Origin of the sequence: Enterococcus sp. 3G1_DIV0629 (assembly GCF_002141285.1) — a bacterium.
In the GTDB taxonomy this organism is placed as follows: domain Bacteria; phylum Bacillota; class Bacilli; order Lactobacillales; family Enterococcaceae; genus Enterococcus_B; species Enterococcus_B lactis.
Map to the genome: position 1 here is coordinate 279,691 of NZ_NGLI01000001.1, position 24,117 is coordinate 303,807.

Here is a 24,117-nt window from a genome sequence, read left to right on the forward strand (position 1 = left end):
GAATGAAAAAAATAATTGGAGCTTTTGTATGTGCAATCATTATCATTATTATCTGTTTTCAAATAGATGTTTTTGGTCAAAAAAAGATAGTTGGACAAACGGTCAGCAGTACGAACAGTACGGTTACAAAGACAAAGGAATCATCTGATGACACAGAACAAGAGACATTAGTCAAAATCGGAAAAAATGACCGTACACTATATACAGATGACTCGCTAACTACCCCATTAGCAACTATAAACGGCGGAGAACTGACGGAGTTTCTTTCCGAAACAAAAAATGCTTATCAGATTAAGACAAATGATGGCTATACTGGATATTTAGCCCTCGAAGATGGAACCAAAGTCACAAAGAATATACAAACAAAACCGAAAGAGTTATCTGATGCAGTGATTGTATTAGATCCTGGGCATGGCGGAAATGATACTGGGGCATTAAGCAATGATGAACAAACAGAAGAAAAGGATATAACATTAAGTACAGCTATAAAAGTAAAAAAGGCGCTAGAGGATGCTGGAGCAACGGTTTATTTGACCCACACTACAGATGAATTAGTACAGCTTGGAGATATATGCGACTACAGTGAAGAAAAAAAGGCAGATGTCTTTATCAGTTTACACGCAGACTCTACGGAATATGCGAATGAAGCAACTGGGATCACGACATATTATTACTATGGACAAGAGGAAACATTAGCACAAACAATCGCTGATTCCTTCACTGATCTGCCTCTGGATTCAAGGGGAATCTCCACTGGGAACTATCAAGTTCTTCGAGAAAATCTTCAACCTTCTATTTTAATCGAGATGGGTTACATGAATAATGATGGTGATTTAGAGGAATTAGTAACAGACAGTTATCAGCAGCAGATCGCTGCAAGTTTGACACAAGCATTGACCACTTATTTTCAGCAATAAATAAGGAAAGAGGTTGTGACAGAAGTGGTCAGCTTCAAGAAATAAGAAGGAATTTACGAAAATTGCTTCTCAAATTTTTGTGAAATTTCGGCTTATTTTTCGAAGAAGCTACTTCTGGAACACCGTTTAAGAAAGAGGTTGTGAGCCTGCCGTTCAGCTCCGAGTCACAAGAAGCAATTTCAAAAAACAGCTTCTCATGTTTGATGAATATTGTGACTTGTGACCGAGGAGTTGGCAGGAGAACACCGTTTAAGGAAAGAGGTTGTGAAAAAGCTGTTCTGCATCAAGTAATAAGAACAGCCAAACAAAAATAGCTCTTCATATTTTTCATTTGGCTGGACTTATTACCGCAGCTGCAAGCTTTTGAACACCGTTGATTCGGAATAAGGGACTGTGACACGACTTATGTCACAGTTCTTTTATTTTTTTAGTAGCTTCAACGCTTTTTCTGTATTGGCAAAGTGAAGTTTGGCATATTTTTCAAGCATAGGTATGCCGCCTTTTTCTAATAGTTTTGCCGCTATTTGATCAGATTTCGTTCCAGCTCCTGAGGGAAGGGTGATTCCAGCTTCAGCTGATGCTTTGTCTAACTCTTCTAAAAAGCTGGCACGACTGATGATAGAAGCAGCAGCAACAGCTAAATGATATTGTTCTCCTTTAGTAACGAAGTACAGTTTTTCTTGCAAGTGATTTTTTTCTAAACGCGCATATTTTTTAAAATTTGCTTCTGGCGTAAACTGATCGATCAAAATCGCTTCTGGTTTTTCTGGTGCGATTTTTTTTAGCAGCAAATGGATTGCTTGATTATGCAAAGCGACTTTCATCCGAACGGCATTGTATTTTGGCTGGATCTCATTGTATTTTTCTGGGGGCAAGACAAGTAGTTTGTAAGGGATAGTTTCTTTTAAGATATCAGCAAGTTGGATGATTTGGCTATCTTTTAACTCTTTTGAATCTCGAACACCAAGTTTACGTAATTCTGCAAGCTGATCACGTTTCACATAAGCAGCACATACTGTTAGTGGACCGAAATAGCTGCCATTTCCGACTTCATCGCTACCTAAAACGGATAATTGACTGATATTTTTTGGCAAAGAAGAGACCGTTCTTGCTGGTTTGGCCTGTTTATCCTGTGCCTGTCCCCAGCGCTGAGCTTCCGTTTCTGCGTTTGCCCCTTGGAACATCACTTTTCCTGATGTGTAAGCAGTGATGGTCGTCCCGTCTTTTTTTGCAGCAAAGATAGTATAAGGAATCTGTTTATTTAACAAATAAGAGCGATAGTATGCTTTCATTTGACTAAGTTGGTCGTTCGTTGCTTTGATAATGACGTTGCTCATAAAATTCTCCTCGTTTTTATACATAAATCTATACCGCAACTCCTGACTTTTCGTTTTCTAAGAGGTTGCGAGACATAGCATTTTTTTAAAGTTTATCATATAATAGTTAAGTATGTGAAAAATATTTGTGGAGAACGGTGAAAGAACCAACTTCATGGTACACTAAATAAAACTTTCATCAAATAGGAGGAAATGATTCGTATGGCGCACGAAAAAACACGCTACAAAGCAGTGATTGCCAACCAAACATATACTATTATCGGACGGGAAACCAAGCATCATATGGATATCGTAACGAAGCTGATCAATGAGCAGTTAGCAGAATTGAAACAATTATCACCACAAATGGATAATGAACAAGCAGCGATCTTGATGGCTGTCAATGCGCTTTCGGATCAATTGAAGAAACAAGAAAGAATCTTGGAACTAGAAGAAGAAACAGCAGAATTAAAGAAAAAAATGATCAAATTTACAGAGCTTGAAAATCGCGTAAAACGCATGGAAGCAATCGAGAATGAAGCTCGAGAAGTACTGAAAGAAAATGGTCAAGCAGATCATACAATTAAAAATCATGTGGAAGCACAACAGATTTTAAATGAAAAACGAAAAGGACAAATCAAACAAAAATCTTCTAATTAAGATCCTTTTATCAAAATAAGAAAAATTTAAAAAAGTTAGAAGAGAAAGGAACGTAGCATGCTGAGTTTGCTGATTTTATTTTTATTGCTAATCGCGTTTTTTTCTGGAGCACGTCGCGGGTTTGCTTTACAAGTCATATTCGCAATCGGATATGTGTTGTCATTTATTGCTGCCCAGCATTTTTACAAACCATTAGCAAGTCATTTGGAATTATACATTCCATACCCAGCTGTCACCCCGACATCAAAATTAGCATTTTTTGATCAAGTATTTGCCTTTCACCTAGATGAAGCTTTTTATGCAGGAACGGCTTTTCTGATCATTTTGCTGATTGGCTGGCTGATCACCCGATTTGTGGGGGTCTTTGTCCATGGATTGACATATGTGCCGATCTTGAGACAGGTAGACTGGATTGCAGGAGGCATCCTGTCACTAATCATGGCTTACGTTACTATATTTTTGATTTTGCAGTTACTTGCCTTTGTTCCATTAGATGTGGTCCAAAATCAATTCGGCGAGCATAGTTTCGCTCGTTTTATCGTTGAGAGAACGCCCTTTCTTACCAACAAGATGTATGAGCTTTGGGTAACGAATATTTTGAATTAAGGAAAAATAGGGCTAGAAAATATTTTTTTAGAAAAACTTTTACAAGAATGTTTTGTTTTTTGTACACAGTAGTTTATTTAAGAAGGCTGCGCAACGTATGTCCGGCACAGCCCTTTTTTCATAGTGAAAGATAAGGTGATAAAATGAATAACCGAATCCTTGAAACATTGGAATTTGAAAAAGTCAAACAAATGGTCAAACAATTTGTAGTGACTGCACAAGGAAAAGAAGAACTGGCAGAATTGGTACCAGTGAGCGAGAAACAAACGATCACAGAATGGCTTCAAGAAACTGAGGATGGGTTGAAAGTACAACGTCTGCGAGGCGGGATTCCTATACCAAAACTTGAAAATATCCGCCCTCATATGAAACGGATCGAAATCGAGGCAGACTTGAATGGAGTGGAGCTTGCACAAGTTTCCAGAGTGTTATCTACGACAAGTGAATTGCATCGGTTCATTGATGATCTTTCTGACAGTGAAATCGAATTTGCGCGTTTGTATATGTGGGCAGATCAGCTAGTCACGATTCCTGTTTTAAGTCGCCGTTTAAAGGAAGCAATTGATGAAGACGGACGCGTGACCGATGATGCTTCTCCTGAGCTAAAAATCATAAGACAGAACATTCGTCGAAGTGAACAAGCTGTTCGTGAACAGTTAGACGGAATCGTCCGCGGGAAGAACGCAAAATATTTGAGCGATGCAATCATCACCATGCGAAATGACCGCTACGTTATCCCAGTCAAACAAGAATACCGCGGTGTATTTGGCGGTGTAGTCCACGATCAAAGTGCTTCAGGACAGACTTTATTTATTGAACCAAAACAAGTGGTGGATTTGAATAATCGTTTGCGTCAATACCAAATCGCTGAACGAAATGAGATTCAACGTATTTTAAGTGAACTTTCTGCAGAACTTGTTCCACATCGTCAAGAAATCATCCACAATGCTTATGTGATTGGTAAAATGGATCTGATGAATGCAAAAGCACGATTTGGTAAAGAATTAAGAGCCATCGTGCCGGGAATCAGCGAAGACAATCATGTCGTCTTGAAACAAGCAAGACATCCGCTGATTGATCAGGAAAAAGTAGTTCCTAATGACATCGCAATTGGAAAAGACTATCAAGCCATCGTCATTACAGGACCTAATACAGGTGGGAAAACGATCACGTTGAAGACTTTAGGTCTGTTACAGCTGATGGGGCAAGCAGGGTTGCCGATTCCTGCAGGAGAAGAAAGCCAAATCGGTATTTTTGAAGAAGTATTTGCGGATATAGGTGACGAACAATCGATTGAGCAAAGTCTATCGACCTTTTCTTCTCATATGACGAACACCGTAGATATTTTATCAAAAGTCAATGAAAAAAGTCTGGTACTATTTGACGAGCTTGGTGCAGGAACAGATCCACAAGAAGGTGCTGCTCTAGCCATCGCAATCTTAGATGATCTTGGTAAAAAGTCTGCTTATGTGATGGCAACTACGCACTATCCTGAATTGAAAGTTTATGGATACAATCGGGCAAATACGATTAATGCCAGCATGGAGTTCGATGTGGATACACTAAGTCCAACGTATCGTTTACTGATCGGTGTGCCTGGACGAAGCAATGCGTTTGAAATCTCCAGCCGATTAGGCCTTGATACAGATGTTATTAATGAAGCAAAGCAGTTGATGAATGATGAGAGCCAAGATTTAAATGAAATGATCACAGATTTAGAGAATCGCCGGAAAATGGCAGAGACTGAATATCTGGAAATGCGTCATTTTGTTTCTGAAGCACAAGAACTTCATCATGATTTGAAAGAAGCTTACAGCTATTTCTTTGAAGAACGTGAAAAAGAAATAGAGAAAGCAAAGAAAAAAGCAAATGAAGTCGTGTCAGAGGCGGAAGAAAAAGCAGAAAAAATCATTGCTGATATTCGTAAAATGCAACAGCAGATCGGGCAAGGAAATGTGAAAGAGCATCAGTTGATCGATGCAAAGACCCAATTAGCAAATCTACATCAAGAAGAAACATTGAAGAAAAATAAAGTATTGAAGAAGGCGAAAGAACAAAAAACATTGAAACCGGGAGACGAAGTGTTGGTTACGACTTACGGCCAAAGAGGAACGCTTTTACGTAAAAACGGGAATCAGTGGCAAGTAGAAATCGGTATACTAAAAATGAATGTGTCCGAAGACGAACTGACGCCTGTTGCTCCTCAAAAAGAGCCGACACAACGAGTTGTCCATGCTGTACGCTCTGAATCTAGCAGTCATGTGCCGAATCAATTGGATCTTCGAGGAAAACGATATGAGGAAGCGCTAAGTGAAGTAGATCAGTATTTGGATTCTGCCATCCTAGCAGGTTATCCTCAAGTGACTATTGTCCACGGAAAGGGGACAGGCGCACTTCGCAAGGGAATTACTGATTATCTTAAAAACCATCGGAGCGTCAAAAGCTTTGAGTTTGCACCGGCAAATCAAGGCGGAAATGGTGCAACAATTGTTAAATTTAAGTAAAACTTACTAAAGGTAAGCAGATGGTTCGCTATCCAAGGATAGAAATGCTATACTGGTCATAGATTTTAAAAATGGAGGTCTTTGATATGTCACAAGTAATTACAGATAAGACATTTAACGAAGAAACAGACAAAGGACTTGTATTAATTGATTTTTGGGCAACTTGGTGTGGTCCATGTCGTATGCAAGCACCGATTTTGGATCAATTGGAACAAGAATATGATGAAGAAGAATTCAGAATTGCTAAAATGGATGTGGATGAAAATCCAGAAACTCCTCAACAATTCGGAATCATGAGTATTCCAACATTAATGTTGAAAAAAGATGGTCAAGTAGTAGAAAAAGCTGTTGGTGTTCATTCAAAAGAACAACTACGTCAAATGATCGATCAATATTTATAAAAGCTTAAAGCAAAAATAAGCTGAGGATGGGACTGAATTCAGTTCCGTCCTCGGTTTTTTTGCGGTTGAGTTAAGGTTATTCAAATTAACATTTTTTGAGTATAATTACGTTGTCAGGCTGGATTGTTTTTTTGACAGACATGCTATAATAACTTTAATTGAATATGAAGGGGAGTACCAGATGAACGAACGAATCAAAAACAAATTAGCTTTACTTCCTGATCAGCCCGGCTGTTACTTGATGAAAGATAAAAATGGAACGATCATTTATGTCGGAAAAGCCAAAATATTGAAAAATCGCGTCCGCTCATATTTTACTGGCAGCCATAATACGAAAACGGAACGGCTTGTTAGTGAAATTGAAGACTTTGAATACATCGTTACAGAATCGAATATAGAAGCCTTGCTCTTAGAAATCAATCTGATAAAGAAAAATGATCCTAAATACAATATTATGTTAAAGGATGATAAAACCTATCCTTTCCTTAAGATAACGAATGAAAAATATCCCCGTTTGGTGATTACTCGCAAAGTACTAAAAGACAAAGCACTGTATTTTGGACCATATCCCGATGTCGGTGCGGCGAATGAGACAAAGAAGATCCTCGACCGATTATTTCCTCTGAGAAAATGCAAACCTAGTCAGACGAAGGAGCCTTGTCTTTACTATCATTTGGGGCAATGTCTGTGTCCTTATTATTTCGACGTAGATCCGAAAGTCTATACGAAAATCGTTGATGAAGTGAAAAACTTTTTAAACGGAGGACACGAAAAAATCGAGTCAGAGATCCATCAGAAAATGGAAAAAGCTGCTGAAAACATGGAATTTGAAAAAGCTGCAGAATACCGAGACCAGATCCGTGCTATCGAAACAATCATGACTCGCCAAAAAATGACAAATACTGATTTACTGGATCGAGATGTATTTGGTTATGCGATTGATAAAGGCTGGATGTGTGTCCAAGTGTTTTTTGTAAGACAAGGAAAGTTAATTGAACGAGATGTTTCAATGTTTCCTTTCTATAACGAAGCAGAAGAAGATTTTTTGACTTATATTGGCCAGTTTTATCAGGAAAATGAACATTTCATTCCTAAAGAAGTCTTGATTCCTGATACGATCGACAAGCCAAGTGTAGAAGCTTTGTTGGATACGAAAGTTCTACAACCGAAACGAGGCGAAAAGAAAAAATTAGTGGAATTGGCGAATAAGAATGCCTCAGTTGCTTTGAATGAACGATTTGATCTGATTGCTAGAAAGCAGGAACGGACGATCGGAGCAGTTGAACGTTTAGGAAACGCAATGAATATCCCGACCCCAATACGCATCGAATCTTTTGATAACTCCAATATCATGGGAACGAATCCTGTGGCTGCGATGGTCGTATTCATTGATGGAAAACCAGCAAGAAAAGAATATCGGAAATATAAAATAAAAACAGTCAACGGACCCGATGATTATGCATCGATGAGAGAAGTCATCTATCGCAGATATTCACGAGTGATTCGTGAAGGGTTGCCTTTACCTGATTTGATCTTGATCGATGGAGGAAAAGGACAAGTCGATGTAGCGAAAGATGTCTTAGAAAATCAATTAGGAATCGATATTCCTATTGCTGGTATGGCAAAAAATGATAAACATAAAACAAATGAATTGCTATTCGGTACAGATTTGGCTGTAGTACCACTTGAGCGAAATTCACCTGAGTTTTTCTTGCTCCAGCGGGTTCAAGATGAAGTCCATCGATTCGCAATCACTTTCCATCGGCAACTGCGTAGTAAAAACAGTTTTGCTTCCCGATTAGACGAAATCGAAGGGCTAGGACCGAAACGAAAAAAAATGTTGCTTAAAGAGTTCAAATCATTGAAAAATATCACAGCAGCTACGATAGAAGAATTACAAGAAATCGGACTACCGAAAAATGTCGCACAAAACGTATTTGATAAATTACATCAGGAATGAGAAAAGGGCACTTTACAAAGAAAGTAAAGTGTCCTATCATTTTATTTACAACAACAAGAGAGTATACGTTTTGTTGGTAAATAATAAATCGCTTACATCTGGTGTCTTAGGATATATGGATTTATTGAAGAAGGAGTGAAGAAATGTTAGAAGTCAAGGATCTTGTTAAAACTTTTGGGAACTACACAGCTGTCGATCATGTCTCTTTCCAAATCCCAGACGGAAAAATCATGGGGCTGATTGGTCAAAACGGTGCTGGTAAGACAACGACTTTTCGTTTGATCTTGGATTTTTTGACACAAGATCAAGGAGAAGTGTTATGGAATGGTCATCATCTTGGGGAGAAAGATTATGATATCATCGGTTATCTTCCAGAAGAACGAGGACTTTATCCAAAAGTAACGATTCAAGACCAACTGCTTTATTTTGCAGAACTTAGAGGGAAATCAAGAAAAGAAATTGAACCAAAAATCGATTTTTGGATGGAAAAATTTCAGGTAAAAGGGAAAAAGACGGATAAAGTAAAATCTTTGTCTAAAGGGAATCAGCAAAAAGTCCAGCTCATCGCCACATTGATCCATGAACCTAAATTGATCATTTTGGATGAACCATTTAGCGGGTTAGATCCAGTAAACGCGGAATTACTGAAAGATGGAATATTGGAATTGAAAAAACACGGTTCGTGTGTCATTTTTTCTAGCCATAATATGGATAATGTAGAAAAAATCTGCGATCATTTGATCATGCTGCGAAACGGAAAAATGGTTTTGAATGGAAAAGTCCATGAGATCCGTGAATCATTTGGCCGTACGAAGTTATTCTTGGAATCTGGATTAAGCCAACAGGAAGTAGAAGAAATCGAAGGCGTGAAAAAAGTGATCCTTCGTGAGGATAATACGTTAGAGATCACATTAGAGGATCCTGAAGCAGGGAAAGAAATCTTTACTCGTGCGACTCAATTCGGTTATATCCCTATGTTCAACCAGCAACCGCCAACTTTGGAAGAGATTTTCAAATTGAAAGCAGGTGAAATCGATGCGTAAGTTTTGGATTATTACCAAAGATGTCTATTTAAAAAATGTCAAGTCGATTTCTTTCTTGATTATGATATTAGTCCCTTTCATCATGCTAGGTATTATTTATGTAGCAGGAAACTTTGCCCAGCAAAATAGTGATGTCAATAAAATCGGCGTATTGGCTGATAATGAGCAAATCAGGCAGCAAATGAGCCAAGTCAAAACAGATGATTTTGAGTTCAAAGCAGTGGATTCTGAAGAAAACGCACAAAAAGACCTTTCGAAAGAAAAAATTGATGCTTATTTAGTAGTCACAACTGATAAAGATAAGGTAAATGGGACGCTGTATAGCGAAAATTCATTGGGACAAAGTACACAACTGCTGATACAACAACAATTGACTGGCTTGCAATCAATGATTCGAGCAAGTGAATTAGGCATTTCTCCAGAAGAAGTGGCAAGTTTGAGCCAACAGGCAAGTTTGACTCGGCAAAAAGTCAACTTTGATTCAAAAGGAAAAATGTCGGTAGGAGAAGATAATTCGACAGTCCAATATGTTGTCAGCTATGTGGCGACGATTGTCTTGTTCATTATCATTCTGACTTATGCACAAATCATTGCACAAGAGATTGCTTCTGAAAAAGGCACGCGGATCATGGAAGTGATCCTGTCCAGCACGACTGCACAAAAGCATTTTTACGGGAAACTAACTGGTGTTTTGCTTGTTGCATTAACGCAAATGGCATTATACGGCATTATTTTTGGTGTAGGATATAATCAATTCAAAGATATGGAAATGGTCAAGAATATATTGGACGGTATCTCATTGGATAACTTGATTGGACCATTCTTGTGGTATTCTCTTCTATTTATGATCTTTGGCATTTTGATTTTTTCTGTTTTGGCAGCTTTATGTGGCTCTTTGGTCAACAAAACAGAAGATACAGCAAAAGCAATTTTGCCAGTGACTTATTTATCTTTAGGCGGATACATGCTTGGGTTGATATTAGGTGCGTCAGATCCAAATAATATCGTTATTCGGATCACTTCGTATATTCCATTTTTATCTTCCTATATTATGCCGGTTCGCTTGGCAAATGAGACAGTCGGTATGGGTGGAGCATTGATTTCCTTGTTGGTACTTGTAGCCGTGACATTCTTATTGATGATCTTGTCTGCAAATATGTACAAATCGAATGTACTCGTTTATAGCGAAGGCGGATTATGGAGTTCATTGAAACAATCGATTTCAATTATGAGAAATGAACGAAAAAAAGCATAAAATATAGAAAAATATAGAAGGAAGCTGGACATTTATTGTTCCCAGCTTCTTTTTTGTATAGACCTATTTCTATTTTTTTATTATATTGGATATATATCCATTGAAAATAGTGTATAACAACTTTATAATGTTGAGTATACCAATTTTTGGAGGCGTTTTAATGGACCGCTATTTAGATTTACTTTCAGAGAAATTCCCCACAACGGAAGATGTCATCACGGAAATCATCAATCTCGAAGCAATTTTGCAGCTTCCAAAAGGAACAGAGTTATTTTTGAGCGATATACATGGCGAATTTCCTGCTTTTGATCATATTCTGCGTATCGGTTCAGGAAATCTTAAAGAAAAGATCAAAGACCTTTTCTCTGAACAAATGACGGAAACGGAGATTAGCCAATTCACTATTTTTACGGCTTATCCAGAATATGCATTGACGACTGATTGGTACAAAAAACAAGATAAATCCCAGCTGATCCATCGTTTGATTGATCTTTTACGGTTTACGACAGTCAAATACACTCGATCAAAAGTTCGAAAAGGATTGCCAAAAGAATATAGCTATATCATTGAGGAACTCTTGTATATCGATGATCGTATCAACGGGAAAAAAGACTATGTAAAAAAAATCATTGAACAACTTGTCTTGATGAAGGAAGAAGAAAAATTTTTAACAAAACTTGCGCAGACGATCCAAAAATCTGTCATCGATCATTTGCATATCGTGGGTGATATTTTTGATCGGGGAACTCAAGCAGCCAAAGTAATGGATCGAATCATGGATTTTTCCTCTGTAGATATCCAGTGGGGGAATCATGATATTTTGTGGATTGGTGCGTATTGCGGCTCTGAGGCATGTTTATTGACGCTTTTACGGATTGCCGCACGCTACAACTATTTATTTGAATTAGAGAAAGAATATGGATTAAATTTACGTCCATTATTTTCTTTTGCCCATCAAACCTACCAGAAGAATCCTGTATTTACGCCTAAAAACAGGAAAGATCTATCTGAAAGAGAGCAAGAAGAATTAGAAAAAATCCATCAAGCACTTTCTATCCTCCAATTCAAATCAGAACATCAGTTGTTGGATCGACGACCTGAATTTAAAATGGACGATCGTAAATTGTTGGAAAAAATCAACTATGAGGAATCAACGATCGATTTAGAAGGTCAGCTCTATGAGTTGAAAGGGACTTGTTTTCAAACGATCCAGCCAGATGATCCTAAAAAGTTCTTGGAAGAGGAACAAAAAGTGATCGATAGTTTGATGTATTCATTCCAGCACTCATTAAGAATGCAAAAACACATGACGTTTTTGATCGAAAAAGGGGGAATGTATCTCACGAACAATCAGCATGTACTGTTTCATGGCTGTATACCTGTAGATGAAAAGGGGCAGCTCTTAGCATTTGAATTAGACCAATCTTATCGCGGAAAAGAACTACTGGGATTTTTTGAAAAACAGATAACTGAAAGCGCAAAAGATCTGACTGCAAAAGAAGATTTAGCGACTGATTTGATTTGGTATGCGTGGAGCGGGCCATTTTCGCCTTTATTTGGCAAGAGTAAAATGGCGACTTTTGAGCGCTATTTTCTCACAGAGCCTCATACGCACGTCGAAAAAAGCAATCCCTATTATCACTTGCGAGATGAAGAGTGGTTCAGTGAAAAAATTTTGGCAGAATTCGATGCAAAAGAAGAAGGTTCAGCAATCATCAATGGGCACACGCCGGTAAAAGTAAAAAAAGGGGAGTCACCGATCAAAGCAAACGGAAAAGCATTTGTTATTGACGGAGGTCTATCCAAAGCTTATCAAAAAACAACCGGGATTGCTGGCTACTCACTATTATGCAATTCTTACGGTTTCCAAATCGTGACACATTATCCGTTCTTGCCTATTGAACAACAATTTGCAAAAAAATCTGATCAAACGAATGTAAAAAAAGTGATCGAGCAGCAGCTCCCACGCAAACTTAATCGGGATACGACAAAAGGAATGGAATTACAGCAACAGATTACTCAGCTCCAAAGGCTGTTGGACTATCGAAAGGACGATTGAGAAAAATGCTAGCCAACATTGCTCAATAGACTAAAAAAGGACTGCAACAAAAGGCGTGTCGCAGTCACCTTCGGTATTAGCTCAAAAAACGGTAAAATATGAGAAGCGATTTTTCCGTTTTGTTTCTCTAATACTCAGGTCAAAACGCTGATTTCACGACCTCTTCCATAAACGGTGTTCTCCTGCCAACTCCTCGGTCACAAGTCACAATATCCAACAAACATGAGAAGCTGTTTTTTGAAATTGCTCCTTGTGACTCAGAGTTAAACGGCAGGCTCACGACCTAATCAGAAAAACGATTAAAATTCATTCACAAAGAAATCGAATAAACGCTGTTCAGATGAATCTACACGATGAGAAAGTTCCGGATGCCATTGGACACCAAGGATTTTGTGCATATTATCTTTACTTTGGACTGCTTCAATGAGTCCATCGTTGGAAAAGGCGATGGCTTTTAACAAAGGAGAAAGATCTTTGACTGCCTGATGATGATAGGAATTCACAAAGTATGAATCAGGGAGAAGGTCACTTAATAAACTGTCCGAAACGATTTTGACTTCGTGAGTCGCAAACTGCGGGGCAGTGGGCTGTTGTTCGTGTTTTACGGACCATTTTGGATATAATGAAAGATCTTGATAAAGTGTTCCCTCCAACACGACATTCAATAGTTGAAGTCCTCGGCAGACTGCAAAAATCGGTTTTCTTTGTTTCAATGCTTCCAAGATCAATGCCTGTTCGAATTGGTCTCGTTGAATATTTGTTTCCGTCAGTTTTGGATGAGGGTCTTCCATGTAAAGTTGCGGACTAACATCCTGACCGCCTGCAAGAATGAGTTTGTCGATTTTCTCAATTAGTTGAGGCGCTGAATCTGGAGACATGACTGGCAGAATAAGAGGCAATCCTTGAGCATCTAAAACTGCATCCACAAATCCCTGCGGTGTATAGCTTACTTGATTTCCTTGGAAAGTATCTGTTGCTCGAATCAGTTGATTCCCGGCAATGCCGATGATTGGTTTCATTTGTATTCCCCCTAAAGTAGACTAATTGTAACAAGGATTTAAAAAAATTTAAACTATGTAAGACTTGCCCCTATACTTATCTGTTCTTGCTGTGTTACTATCTGTAAAGAGAATTTTCGTGTGAAATTCATGACGATAGTTGAAAATATTGCTTAATTTGTTATAATAAAAAGTAAGCAGAAATAAAAAGGTTGGGCGTAAGCTTCAAGGATCTAGTTCTTCAAGGGGTGAGAAGGACATTTTATTGAAGGGGCCTGCCTATACTAAGTTATCTTTAGAGGTACATACTTTCAATGAAAAAAGAAAGCATGTACCTCTTTTTTAAATCGAAAGGAAGTGAAGCAAGTGTTAGAAGCTTTGGAACAAATCCGAAAAGCAGAAGAAGAAAATGAGAAGCGTGCTCGAACCCTACGGCAGCAGTTAAAGACCTATGCAGAAGAAAAAGAGCAAGAATTGGAAATAATCCAAACGAACAATCGGCAACAGCTGAAACAGTTGGTAGAAGAAAAAGAACAATTCGAAAAGCAAGAATTAGAAAAAGAAAAAATGAAATTGAAAGCAGAAGCAGACAAGGTGCAAGCTACTTTGAAAGACCAATATCAAAAGCATCAGAGTCAAGCAATCGGTGCAATCATTGAAAGGGTGAAAGAAACTTATGGCCGTCACTAAGATGGAAAAAGTGACCCTCATTTCAGATAAAAGAAATCAGGAGAGGATTTTACAAGCAGTACAAGGAATCCAAAATGTTGAAATCCGGGATCTGTATCAAAATAGAACAAACAACCAGTGGGTAGAAAAATATTTTCCAGATACCACGATTATTGATAAAGAAGCAAAATTAAGCGCTTTAGGCAATCGGCTGAAAGACATCCAAGAAGCTATCCAATTCATACAACACCACGGCGATAGCCGTCAAAAGAAACTCCATTTGAAACGTCAAGAACTTTCCTTACAAGACTTGGAAGCAAATTATTCCGAAGAAAATTTCATGAATAAATTAGAAGAAGTCCTTGATTTAAAAGAAAAGTGGGAACAGCTAACTGAAAAACGTGATCGTTTAGAAGAAGAGGAAGAATGGCTTCTTCATTGGCAACAGCTGGATATTGCTCCAAGTATGTATGCAAGTAAGACGACCATTTTTGAGATGGGGACTGTGAGTGCAGCAAATTTTGAAAGTTTCAAGGAAGAACTGAGTAAGCTTGATGACGTTTATATGGAAGAAATAGATTATACGCCGAAACAAGTTTATCTTTCGTATGTTGCTTTAAAAAAATCAGTTGCTGCTATAGAAGAAATTGCTGGGAAATACGGGTTCAATAAAGAAACGTATCCTTATGAACAAAATCCTAAAGAAAAATTGCAAGAAACCAAACAGCAATTGTCCATTGTTCACGAGCAGCAAAAAAAGATAACGACAGCGTTAGGTCAGTGCAGCGGCTATATCCAAGAATTTGAATGGGTAGAAGAAGTCACACTTGCCGTTGCAGAACGGGAAAAAGTAAAAGAACGGTTTATCCATGCGACTTATCTGATCGTTTTGCAAGGTTGGGTAGATGCAGAAGAAAAACAGAATTTGATGCATGTGTTAAACGAAACTGTATCAGAAGAAGATATATATGTTAGTTTCGAAACACCAAACTCAGAAGAGATTCAGCAGGAAGTCCCTACTAAATTGAAAAACCATCCGCTTATCGAACCTTTTGAATTGCTGACTGAAATGTACAGTCTGCCAAAATATGAAGAAGTAGATCCAACACCTTGGATGACACCGTTCTATCTTGTCTTCTTCGGGATGATGGTCGCAGATGTGGGTTACGGATTGCTGATGCTCATTGGGACAATACTAGCTCAAAAACTACTTGTTTTACCACGCGGGATGAAACGTTTCGTAAAATTCTTTGAGATTCTCTCGGTACCATCGATCATTTGGGGATTGATCTACAGTTCATTTTTCGGACAGGCATTACCAAAAGAACTGTTTGGCATCCGCTTGCCTTTCCCAATCCTATCTACGACGGATGATGTCAATACGATTTTGATTTTATCTGTGATTTTCGGTCTGATACAGATCTTGGTTGGATTATTTGTGGCAGCAAAGGAAAATATCAGGAGGAAAGATTACTTGAGTGCTGTCAGTGATGGATTTGCCTGGCAAGGGATCCTAATTGGGATCGTTATTGCATTGATTGGTGCCATGTTGATAAAAAATACAGCGTTTGTTTATCTTGGCGCGGGGCTATCGATCATTGCTGCTTTATGTATCTTAATCGTGCCGATTATCCAATCGCCGTCTAAAGTCAAGGGTGCTGCCAAAGGAGCGTATAATCTTTACGGACTGACTGGTTATATCGGTGATTTAGTCAGTTATACACGTTTGATGGCACTAGGTATTTCAGGCGGAAGTATTGGCGCGGCATTCAATATGCTAGTTGCTTTCATGCCGCCAGCCGCTCGATTCAGTGTAGGGATCCTTTTGATCATCGCTTTACACGCACTGAATATGTTTTTGACACTGTTGAGTGCCTATGTCCATGGCGCACGATTGCAGTATGTCGAATTTTTTGGAAAATTTTATACAGGAGGCGGACGTGCCTTTGACCCGCTGAAAACGGCGGAAAAATACGTCAACATCAATCATAAGAAAAAAAACAATAAATAATTGGAGGATTTTTATACAATGATGGATTACTTAATTAGTCAAAATGGTGGAATGGTATTTGCAGTATTAGCGATGGCAACAGCGACGATTTTTTCAGGAATCGGTTCAGCTAAAGGTGTTGGAATGACAGGTGAGGCAGCAGCAGCGTTAACAACAAGTCAACCCGAAAAATTCGGACAGGCTCTGATTCTGCAATTGCTTCCAGGTACGCAAGGGTTGTATGGATTCGTTATCGCCTTTTTGATTTTTATCAACTTAGGAAATGATATGTCAGTTGTACAAGGATTGAACTTTTTAGGCGCTTCTCTGCCGATTGCTTTTACAGGCTTGTTTTCAGGTATCGCCCAAGGAAAAGTTGCAGCAGCAGGTATCCAAATTTTAGCGAAAAAACCTGAACATGCTACAAAAGGAATCATTTTTGCTGCGATGGTTGAAACATATGCGATTTTAGGTTTCGTTATTTCCTTCCTATTAGTATTGAATGCCTAAGCATAAAGGAGGAAAAGCAGATGAACGCCATTGAAAAAATCATCTCTCAGATGAATGAAGCAGCAGAGCAAGAAAGAGCGGCGTTAGAGCAAGAAGAGCGAATAAAGATCGATCAAAACTTTGAACAAAAACGTACGCAAATCGAAACAGAACATCAAAAACAAAAAGAAAAACAAATCGAATTACTTGAAAAAAAATACCGTCAGCTTAGGAATCGCCAACAAGTAGAAGTACGACAAGAAAATTTGAACGCGAAGCAGGAATTTTTACGACGATTGTTTGCAGATGCAATAGCTGAAATGGAGAATTGGGATGAATCTGAACAAATCCAGTTTATCAAAAATTCATTGTATTCATTACCTTTGACAGGCAAAGTAACATTCATTGCTGGAGAAAAATCAGCAGCTTATCTTTCTCAGACATTGTTGGATGAATGGAACAATGAACTTCCCTTTACGATGGTTTTAAGCGATGAATCTGTTGCTGGTCAAGCTGGGTTTCTGATAAATGATCAAGGAGTTCAGTATAATTTTCTTTTCAGCAGCCTTGTACAAGATATTCAAGGAACGATGAGTTTTGAGATTGCCAATCAATTATTTGAATAAGGAGGGATCAGTGTATGGAATACCACGAACTAAATCCCTTGATTCGCGGAAGAGAGCTTGAACTTTTGTCCAATGAGACATTTGAACGGATGATTCAAACCAATTCTGTCGAAGCACTTGGTGAAATATTGAAATCCACGATTTACAGTCCATATATCTATGACGGATATGAATATGACTTCGAACAGAATCTTTTAAAGGAGCAGAGCCGTCTATTTCGCTGGTTAAAGGAATCAGCACCGGAGCCTGAAATCGTTTGGATCTATACGATGCGTTATACTTTCCATAATCTGAAGGTTTTGACAAAAGCCGAGATGACAAATCAAAATCTGGACCATTTGTATATCGACGATGGGTTTTATTCATTAGAAACCTTGAAGGATGCCATTCATACGCAAGTTTCAAATGAACTCCCTGAAAGCATTATGGACAGTATACGAGAAGTACGTGATTATTTTGAAGAGTCTACCATTCTTCAGGGAATCGATGTGATCTATGATCGGCAGTTTTTGACTGAACAGCGACGGCTCGCCGATAAGCTAGGATATCAAGAATTGCTGACAGAAGTCATTGCTTTTATTGACTTGACCAATATCACAACGATGGCTCGAGGAATATTGCAGAAAAGAACATATGGGTTCATGACGACGGTGCTTTCCAGTTCGGGAAGTATCGAAAAAGAAGTATTTTTGAACTTTGTAGATAAAGACATGGAAGCTTACACGAACTTTCTATTAGAGACAGATTATGCTGAGTTTCTGCGTCCTGTCATCCGTGAGGGAAATCTTGATCTCGTAAAGCTTGAACAGTTGAAAGATGATTATCTAAGTTCATTGTATCAAGAAGCCCAAACCCAGGCTTTCGGACCACTGCCACTACTAGCCTTTTTGAACGCAAAAGAGGTAGAAAGCAAAAACCTTCGTTTACTGGTTATCGGCAAAAGAAGCCATTTCGAACCAGAAACAATCAGAAAGCGGGTGAGACAAGTCTATGACGCATAAGATCGGTGTAGTTGGCGACAAAGATTCTGTTTTGCCATTCAAATTGTTTGGCTTTGATGTTCGTTATGGTACAACCAAGCAGACCGTTCGTCAGGCAATTGAAGAAATGGCAAAGAATGAGTATGGCGTGATTTATGTCACAGAGCAATGTGCAGCATTGAGCCCAGAAACGATCGAACGTTACAAGGAACAAATGATACCTGCTATCGTATTGATTCCCAATCATCAAGGATCATTAGGGATTGGGCTGGAAGAAATTCAAAAGAACGTAGAAAAAGCAGTAGGTCAAAATATCTTATAGTATGAAAAGGAGATAGAAATTTTGCAAATTGGAAAAATCATAAAAGTCTCCGGACCTCTTGTAATGGCTGAGAACATGTCTGATGCCAGTATCCAAGACATGTGTCTAGTGGGAGATCTAGGAGTTATCGGAGAAATTATCGAGATGCGTGGCGATGTGGCGTCTATTCAAGTATATGAAGAGACTTCTGGAATTGGTCCAGGCGAACCGGTTCGCTCTACTGGTGAAGCTTTATCTGTTGAATTAGGACCAGGGATCATTTCACAAATGTTTGACGGAATCCAACGGCCATTAGATACCTTTATGGAAATCACACAAAGTAATTTCTTAGGACGGGGAGTCCAATTGCCTGCATTGGATCATGAGAAAAAATGGTGGTTCGAACCAGCATTAGAAGCCGGAGAAACGGTTAGTGCTGGCGATGTGATTGGAATCGTAGAAGAAACAAAAGTTATCAAACACAAAATTATGGTGCCAAATGGGATAAAAGGTACAATCAAAACAATCGAAAAAGGGTCGTTCACTATTGATGAAACCGTATGTGTCGTTGAAACTGAAAATGGTGACAAAAACTTGACGATGCTCCAAAAATGGCCAGTAAGACGTAGTCGGCCAATCAAAGAAAAATTAAACCCTGATGCACCGATGATCACCGGACAGCGAGTGATCGATACGTTCTTCCCAGTGACAAAAGGGGGAGCAGCAGCTGTTCCTGGTCCATTTGGTGCAGGAAAAACAGTCGTTCAGCATCAAATCGCAAAATGGGCCGATGTGGACATGGTCGTTTATGTGGGATGCGGTGAACGTGGAAATGAGATGACGGATGTTTTAAATGAATTCCCTGAATTGATTGACCCTAATACAGGAGAATCGTTGATGGAACGTACGGTATTGATTGCCAATACATCTAATATGCCGGTAGCGGCTCGAGAAGCTTCTATCTATACGGGAATCACGATTGCGGAATATTTCCGTGACATGGGTTATGACGTTGCTATCATGGCAGACTCCACTTCGCGATGGGCAGAAGCACTTCGTGAGATGAGCGGACGTTTGGAAGAAATGCCTGGTGATGAAGGTTATCCAGCTTATCTTGGTTCCCGTCTTGCGGAATACTATGAACGTTCTGGAAGAGTCATTGCTTTAGGATCAGAAGGTCGCGAAGGAAGTATAACCGCAATCAGTGCTGTATCGCCTTCTGGAGGAGATATTTCGGAACCAGTCACACAAAATACATTGCGGGTCGTAAAAGTATTCTGGGGACTTGATTCGACTTTAGCCCAAAAAAGACATTTTCCTTCGATCGATTGGATCCAAAGTTATTCTCTTTATTCAACAGAAGTAGGGAAGTATATGGATCATATCCTTCAAGCTGACTGGGCATCCATGGTCACTGAGGGCATGCGTATTTTGCAGGAAGAACAGCAGCTGAATGAAATCGTGCGTTTGGTAGGGATTGATTCCCTTTCAGATAATGACCGTCTGACATTAGAAGTGGCAAAATCCATTCGTGAAGATTATTTGCAGCAAAATGCTTTTGATGATGTCGATACATTCACTTCAAGAGAGAAACAATTCAAAATGTTGAAGATGATCTTGACCTTTGGTGAAGAAGGACGCCGTGCGTTGTCGTTAGGTGCTTATTTAAGTGAGATCATGGACGGTACCGTATCGATTCGTGAAAGGATCGGACGAAGTAAATATATCCCGGAAACAGAATTAGAAAAACTAGATCAAATTATAGGTGAAATCAAACAAACGATGCAAACAATCGTTTCAGAAGGAGGCATGAGCAATGATTAAAGAATATCGTACGATCGGTGAAGTCGTCGGTCCATTGATGGCGGTTGAAAAAGTTGCTGGTGTCAAATATGAAGAATTAATCGAAGTCCGTATGCAAAATGGCGAGATTCGTCGGGGACAAGTATTGGAAGTTCAAGAAGATAAAGCAATGGTCCAAATATTTGAAGGAACAAGTGGTATCAATTTACGTGACTCTTCTGTACGATTTTTAGGACATCCTTTAGAACTAGGTGTATCGGAAGATATGATTGGTCGAGTATTCGATGGCTTGGGACGTCCAAAAGATAATGGACCAGAAATCCTGCCTGAAAAGTATTTGGATATTAACGGAGAAGTAATCAATCCAGTAGCTCGGGATTACCCAGATGAGTTTATCCAAACAGGTATCTCTGCAATCGATCATTTGAACACATTAGTTCGTGGACAAAAATTACCAGTATTTTCTGGTTCTGGTCTTCCTCACAAAGAATTAGCTGCTCAGATCGCGCGACAAGCAACGGTACTTGATTCATCAGATGATTTCGCCGTAGTCTTTGCTGCTATTGGAATCACTTTTGAAGAAGCAGAATTTTTCATGGAGGATTTTCGACAAACTGGTGCAATCGACCGTTCTGTCATGTTCATGAATTTAGCAAACGACCCTGCAATCGAACGTATTGCTACTCCTCGTATGGCTTTGACTGCTGCAGAATATCTTGCTTATGAAAAAGGAATGCATGTATTGGTTATCATGACAGACATGACCAACTATGCAGAGGCATTGCGAGAGATTTCTGCAGCACGGCGAGAAGTTCCAGGAAGAAGAGGCTACCCTGGGTATCTTTACACGAACTTAGCTACTTTGTTCGAACGAGCAGGAAGGATCCGCGGACTAAAAGGATCAGTTACTCAAATTCCGATTTTAACAATGCCAGAAGACGATAAGACCCATCCGATCCCTGACTTGACCGGTTATATTACAGAAGGCCAGATCATCTTGACTAGAGAGCTTTATAAGAGTGGGATACAACCACCAATTGATGTACTTCCGTCTCTTTCGCGGTTAAAAGATAAAGGAACTGGACCCGGAAAGACAAGAGAAGACCATGCGGCAACGATGAATCAGCTTTTTGCAGCCTATGCACAAGGAAAGCAGGCAAAAGAATTAGCCGTAGTTTTAGGAGAATCTGCTTTATCTGATGTAGATAAGATCTATGCGAAGTTTGCTGAGCGGTTTGAAAAAGAATATGTCAATCAAGGATTCCACACGAACCGTTCGATTACTGAAACACTTGATCTAGGGTGGGAACTGCTATCGATGTTGCCAAGAACCGAATTAAAACGAATCAAAGACGACATGCTGGACAAATATCTGCCAGAAGGGAAGTGAGTTCTGATGGCACGATTGAATGTGAATCCGACCCGCATGGAATTGACCCGATTGAAAAAACAGTTGACAACTGCCACAAGAGGGCATAAATTATTAAAAGATAAGCAAGATGAACTGATGCGTCAATTCATTCTGTTGATTCGAAAGAACAACCAACTGCGTCAAGAAATGGAAGAGTCCATGACAGAAGCAATGTCTGATTTTGTATTGGCAAATGCTTCAATCACGGAACCTTTCATTGAAGAATTGTTTGCTTTGCCGGCGGAAAACGTTGATTTGTCTATCGTAGACAAAAATATCATGAGTGTAAAAGTACCTGTGATGAATTTTGAATATGATGAACAGCTGACAGACACACCTTTGGAATACGGGTATTTGAATTCCAGTGCCGAACTGGATCGGTCAATCGATCGGTTTACTACCTTGCTTCCAAAACTTTTGGAACTGACAGAAATCGAAAAAACTTGTCAGCTGATGGCAAGTGAGATCGAAAAGACACGTCGGCGAGTCAATGCATTAGAATATATGACGATCCCTCAATTAGAAGAAACGATCTATTATATTCGTATGAAGCTAGAAGAAAACGAGCGCGCAGAAGTAACAAGGTTGATCAAAGTAAAAAATATGGGTACCACTGACTAAGTGGTATCCTTTTTTAAAAGAGGAAAACGATGATTAAACAAAACAAACAAATAAAGAAACGCTTGCCGGCCGTTCAGCTTCTCGCATTAGGATTTTTTCTCCTGATTTTAGTTGGCGGTGGCCTACTTACCCTGCCATTTTTTAGTAATAGTGGGCATGGGACAAATTTTATCGATGCGCTTTTCACTGCAACTTCTGCCGTCTGCGTGACGGGATTGACGACATTGAATACAGCAGAACATTGGAACAGTGCTGGTCAGTTTTTGATTATGCTTTTGATTGAGATTGGCGGTCTTGGTTTTATGATGGTTCCGATTCTATGCTTTGCATTGATAAAGAAAAAAGTCAGTCTCAGCACACGTATTATATTAAAAGAAGCGCTAAATCTAGAAGAAGTATCAGGTGTGATGAAGCTCATGCTTTACATCCTGAAATTGGCCTTTGTGATCCAATTGATTGGTACGGTTGCTTTATCTTTTGTATTCGTGCCTGAATTTGGCTGGCTGAAAGGGATCTGGTACAGTTTATTTCATGCAATCTCTAGTTTTTGTAATGCAGGGTTTGATTTATTAGGAGACAGTTTAGCCAATCACCAGCAAAATGTTTATTTGATCATGGTAGTATCTGCTTTGATTATTTCTGGCGGATTAGGCTTTATCGTTTGGCGTGACTTATTGGAATATCATCAGAAAAAGAAGATGACGATTCATTCAAAAATCGCATTAACCGTTACAGGTACCCTTTTATTAGGCGGTTTCGTTGTGTTCTTTTTCACAGAACACAATGGGGCAACATTAGTGGAAGGGAATATGTTTCAACGATTGGCAAATACTTTTTTTATGAGTGTAACACCTAGAACGGCTGGATATTATTCAGTTGATTATCTCCATATGAGTCATGCCGGTCTGATCTTAACGATGTTTTTGATGTACATTGGCGGAACATCTGGGTCGACTGCCGGCGGATTGAAAACAACTACGTTAGGTGTGTTGCTGATCCAGATGCGTTCGATGCTTAAAGGACGTACGAGAGCGGAAGCATTTGGCCGTACAATCCGTCAAGGCGCAGTGTTGCGAGCACTCACGTTGTTTTTTATCACGTTGACACTGTGTGTAGTCGCCATCATGATTTTATCAGTGACTGAAACGATACCTAAAACTTCTGGCATCGAATATATTGCTTTTGAGGTCTTCTCTGCATTTGGAACAGTAGGACTTACGATGGGATTGACGCCAGACTTGACTGCAATAGGGAAATTGATCATTATAGCGCTTATGTACATTGGACGAGTTGGGGTATTGACTGTGGTCTTCTCTCTGATGACAAAAGCACAAAGAACTCAATCAAAATACAAATATCCAGAAGAAAGTGTCATGATTGGATAATTTCATCTTCTGACAGAAATCTAGTGATCTAGCAAAATAAGAAAATAAAATATAAGACAAATTTTTTTGCTGTTTGGTTACTTTAAGTGCAAAATGTTCATTTGCTTTTTGAGGCACTATCCG

At 39.1% G+C, this 24,117-nt stretch carries 21 protein-coding genes and 1 other annotated feature; of the genes, 19 read left to right on the top strand and 2 right to left on the bottom strand.

Annotated elements, in window-relative coordinates; all coding sequences use genetic code 11:
- Window positions 1-2 precede the first annotated feature (2 nt).
- A complete protein-coding gene (locus tag A5816_RS01350; RefSeq protein ID WP_086310526.1) occupies window positions 3-917 on the top strand; it encodes an N-acetylmuramoyl-L-alanine amidase in 915 nt (304 codons plus the stop codon).
- 419 nt (window positions 918-1,336) lie between these two features.
- On the opposite strand, the gene rnhC is transcribed toward A5816_RS01350, so the two are convergent.
- On the bottom strand, window positions 1,337-2,254 hold the full coding sequence (gene rnhC / locus A5816_RS01360) for a ribonuclease HIII (protein ID WP_025478443.1): 918 nt from the start codon (window positions 2,252-2,254) through the stop codon (window positions 1,337-1,339).
- A 201-nt stretch (window positions 2,255-2,455) separates the two neighbouring features.
- Here rnhC and zapA point away from each other — a divergent pair, with 201 nt between their 5' ends.
- From zapA to A5816_RS01400, 8 genes are all read left to right on the top strand, one after another.
- Complete coding sequence (gene zapA, locus A5816_RS01365; RefSeq protein ID WP_010732101.1) at window positions 2,456-2,893, top strand: cell division protein ZapA; 438 nt, start codon at window positions 2,456-2,458, stop codon at window positions 2,891-2,893.
- A gap of 57 nt (window positions 2,894-2,950) precedes the next feature.
- The gene (locus A5816_RS01370) at window positions 2,951-3,499 is read left to right on the top strand and encodes a CvpA family protein (RefSeq protein WP_002333754.1); all 549 of its coding nucleotides are present in this window, start codon (window positions 2,951-2,953) and stop codon (window positions 3,497-3,499) included.
- 143 nt (window positions 3,500-3,642) lie between these two features.
- A complete protein-coding gene (locus A5816_RS01375) occupies window positions 3,643-6,003 on the top strand; it encodes an endonuclease MutS2 (RefSeq protein WP_086310527.1) in 2,361 nt (786 codons plus the stop codon).
- 86 nt (window positions 6,004-6,089) lie between these two features.
- Window positions 6,090-6,404: a thioredoxin gene (trxA, locus tag A5816_RS01380; protein ID WP_002290803.1), complete on the top strand. Its 315-nt coding sequence runs from the start codon at window positions 6,090-6,092 to the stop codon at window positions 6,402-6,404.
- Window positions 6,405-6,585: 181 nt separating this feature from the next.
- Window positions 6,586-8,364 carry an excinuclease ABC subunit UvrC gene (gene uvrC, locus A5816_RS01385; RefSeq protein WP_010732103.1) on the top strand — a complete coding sequence of 593 codons (1,779 nt, stop codon included), beginning with the start codon at window positions 6,586-6,588 and terminating at the stop codon, window positions 8,362-8,364.
- A gap of 143 nt (window positions 8,365-8,507) precedes the next feature.
- Window positions 8,508-9,407 (top strand): ABC transporter ATP-binding protein, encoded by a 900-nt coding sequence (locus tag A5816_RS01390; protein WP_002314648.1) that lies wholly within the window; start codon window positions 8,508-8,510, stop codon window positions 9,405-9,407.
- Complete coding sequence (locus tag A5816_RS01395; RefSeq protein ID WP_086310528.1) at window positions 9,400-10,662, top strand: ABC transporter permease; 1,263 nt, start codon at window positions 9,400-9,402, stop codon at window positions 10,660-10,662. The genes A5816_RS01390 and A5816_RS01395 overlap by 8 nt, the downstream gene beginning before the upstream one ends.
- A gap of 160 nt (window positions 10,663-10,822) precedes the next feature.
- The gene (locus A5816_RS01400; RefSeq protein ID WP_086310529.1) at window positions 10,823-12,721 is read left to right on the top strand and encodes a fructose-1,6-bisphosphatase; all 1,899 of its coding nucleotides are present in this window, start codon (window positions 10,823-10,825) and stop codon (window positions 12,719-12,721) included.
- Between the two features lie 299 nt (window positions 12,722-13,020).
- Here the strand turns inward: A5816_RS01400 and A5816_RS01405 are convergent, their stop codons facing one another.
- A complete protein-coding gene (locus A5816_RS01405) occupies window positions 13,021-13,740 on the bottom strand; it encodes a gamma-glutamyl-gamma-aminobutyrate hydrolase family protein (protein ID WP_002292852.1) in 720 nt (239 codons plus the stop codon).
- 189 nt (window positions 13,741-13,929) lie between these two features.
- Window positions 13,930-13,977: a sequence feature (sodium ion sensor (DUF1646 type); this cis-regulatory element may regulate processes involved in with the transportation of sodium ions), on the top strand.
- 99 nt (window positions 13,978-14,076) lie between these two features.
- Here A5816_RS01405 and A5816_RS01410 point away from each other — a divergent pair.
- The 10 genes from A5816_RS01410 to A5816_RS01455 are packed head-to-tail and all read left to right on the top strand — an operon-like array spanning window position 14,077 to window position 23,994.
- Complete coding sequence (locus A5816_RS01410) at window positions 14,077-14,409, top strand: hypothetical protein (protein ID WP_002400597.1); 333 nt, start codon at window positions 14,077-14,079, stop codon at window positions 14,407-14,409.
- Window positions 14,396-16,399 carry a V-type ATP synthase subunit I gene (locus A5816_RS01415; RefSeq protein WP_086310530.1) on the top strand — a complete coding sequence of 668 codons (2,004 nt, stop codon included), beginning with the start codon at window positions 14,396-14,398 and terminating at the stop codon, window positions 16,397-16,399. The genes A5816_RS01410 and A5816_RS01415 overlap by 14 nt, the downstream gene beginning before the upstream one ends.
- Before the next feature lie 18 nt (window positions 16,400-16,417).
- Window positions 16,418-16,888 carry a V-type ATP synthase subunit K gene (locus A5816_RS01420; RefSeq protein ID WP_002292848.1) on the top strand — a complete coding sequence of 157 codons (471 nt, stop codon included), beginning with the start codon at window positions 16,418-16,420 and terminating at the stop codon, window positions 16,886-16,888.
- A 20-nt stretch (window positions 16,889-16,908) separates the two neighbouring features.
- Window positions 16,909-17,493 (top strand): V-type ATP synthase subunit E, encoded by a 585-nt coding sequence (locus A5816_RS01425; RefSeq protein WP_002400594.1) that lies wholly within the window; start codon window positions 16,909-16,911, stop codon window positions 17,491-17,493.
- Between the two features lie 14 nt (window positions 17,494-17,507).
- Window positions 17,508-18,494 (top strand): V-type ATPase subunit, encoded by a 987-nt coding sequence (locus A5816_RS01430; RefSeq protein WP_002400592.1) that lies wholly within the window; start codon window positions 17,508-17,510, stop codon window positions 18,492-18,494.
- Window positions 18,484-18,795: a V-type ATP synthase subunit F gene (locus tag A5816_RS01435; protein ID WP_002292844.1), complete on the top strand. Its 312-nt coding sequence runs from the start codon at window positions 18,484-18,486 to the stop codon at window positions 18,793-18,795. The genes A5816_RS01430 and A5816_RS01435 overlap by 11 nt, the downstream gene beginning before the upstream one ends.
- 21 nt (window positions 18,796-18,816) lie before the next feature.
- Window positions 18,817-20,598 (top strand): V-type ATP synthase subunit A, encoded by a 1,782-nt coding sequence (locus A5816_RS01440; protein ID WP_025478462.1) that lies wholly within the window; start codon window positions 18,817-18,819, stop codon window positions 20,596-20,598.
- Entirely contained in the window at window positions 20,591-21,967 is a 1,377-nt protein-coding gene (locus A5816_RS01445; RefSeq protein WP_002308533.1) for a V-type ATP synthase subunit B, read from the top strand. Before A5816_RS01440 ends, A5816_RS01445 begins: the two co-directional genes overlap by 8 nt.
- A gap of 6 nt (window positions 21,968-21,973) precedes the next feature.
- On the top strand, window positions 21,974-22,609 hold the full coding sequence (locus A5816_RS01450; protein ID WP_002292841.1) for a V-type ATP synthase subunit D: 636 nt from the start codon (window positions 21,974-21,976) through the stop codon (window positions 22,607-22,609).
- 29 nt (window positions 22,610-22,638) lie between these two features.
- The gene (locus tag A5816_RS01455) at window positions 22,639-23,994 is read left to right on the top strand and encodes a TrkH family potassium uptake protein (RefSeq protein WP_002292840.1); all 1,356 of its coding nucleotides are present in this window, start codon (window positions 22,639-22,641) and stop codon (window positions 23,992-23,994) included.
- The last annotated feature ends 123 nt before the right edge of the window (window positions 23,995-24,117 follow it).

Excerpts from the sequence above, each read along its gene's own strand:
- A5816_RS01415 (WP_086310530.1), top strand. The coding sequence starts at position 14,396 with ATGGCCGTCACTAAGATGGAAAAAGTGACCCTCATTTCAGATAAAAGA.
- A5816_RS01435 (WP_002292844.1), top strand. The coding sequence starts at position 18,484 with ATGACGCATAAGATCGGTGTAGTTGGCGACAAAGATTCTGTTTTGCCA.
- A5816_RS01430 (WP_002400592.1), top strand. The coding sequence starts at position 17,508 with ATGGAATACCACGAACTAAATCCCTTGATTCGCGGAAGAGAGCTTGAA.
- A5816_RS01455 (WP_002292840.1), top strand. The coding sequence starts at position 22,639 with ATGATTAAACAAAACAAACAAATAAAGAAACGCTTGCCGGCCGTTCAG.
- A5816_RS01405 (WP_002292852.1), bottom strand. The coding sequence starts at position 13,740 with ATGAAACCAATCATCGGCATTGCCGGGAATCAACTGATTCGAGCAACA.
- uvrC (WP_010732103.1), top strand. The coding sequence starts at position 6,586 with ATGAACGAACGAATCAAAAACAAATTAGCTTTACTTCCTGATCAGCCC.
- A5816_RS01395 (WP_086310528.1), top strand. The coding sequence starts at position 9,400 with ATGCGTAAGTTTTGGATTATTACCAAAGATGTCTATTTAAAAAATGTC.
- A5816_RS01390 (WP_002314648.1), top strand. The coding sequence starts at position 8,508 with ATGTTAGAAGTCAAGGATCTTGTTAAAACTTTTGGGAACTACACAGCT.
- A5816_RS01400 (WP_086310529.1), top strand. The coding sequence starts at position 10,823 with ATGGACCGCTATTTAGATTTACTTTCAGAGAAATTCCCCACAACGGAA.
- A5816_RS01445 (WP_002308533.1), top strand. The coding sequence starts at position 20,591 with ATGATTAAAGAATATCGTACGATCGGTGAAGTCGTCGGTCCATTGATG.
- A5816_RS01425 (WP_002400594.1), top strand. The coding sequence starts at position 16,909 with ATGAACGCCATTGAAAAAATCATCTCTCAGATGAATGAAGCAGCAGAG.
- A5816_RS01375 (WP_086310527.1), top strand. The coding sequence starts at position 3,643 with ATGAATAACCGAATCCTTGAAACATTGGAATTTGAAAAAGTCAAACAA.
- A5816_RS01370 (WP_002333754.1), top strand. The coding sequence starts at position 2,951 with ATGCTGAGTTTGCTGATTTTATTTTTATTGCTAATCGCGTTTTTTTCT.
- A5816_RS01420 (WP_002292848.1), top strand. The coding sequence starts at position 16,418 with ATGATGGATTACTTAATTAGTCAAAATGGTGGAATGGTATTTGCAGTA.
- A5816_RS01450 (WP_002292841.1), top strand. The coding sequence starts at position 21,974 with ATGGCACGATTGAATGTGAATCCGACCCGCATGGAATTGACCCGATTG.
- A5816_RS01350 (WP_086310526.1), top strand. The coding sequence starts at position 3 with ATGAAAAAAATAATTGGAGCTTTTGTATGTGCAATCATTATCATTATT.
- trxA (WP_002290803.1), top strand. The coding sequence starts at position 6,090 with ATGTCACAAGTAATTACAGATAAGACATTTAACGAAGAAACAGACAAA.
- rnhC (WP_025478443.1), bottom strand. The coding sequence starts at position 2,254 with ATGAGCAACGTCATTATCAAAGCAACGAACGACCAACTTAGTCAAATG.
- zapA (WP_010732101.1), top strand. The coding sequence starts at position 2,456 with ATGGCGCACGAAAAAACACGCTACAAAGCAGTGATTGCCAACCAAACA.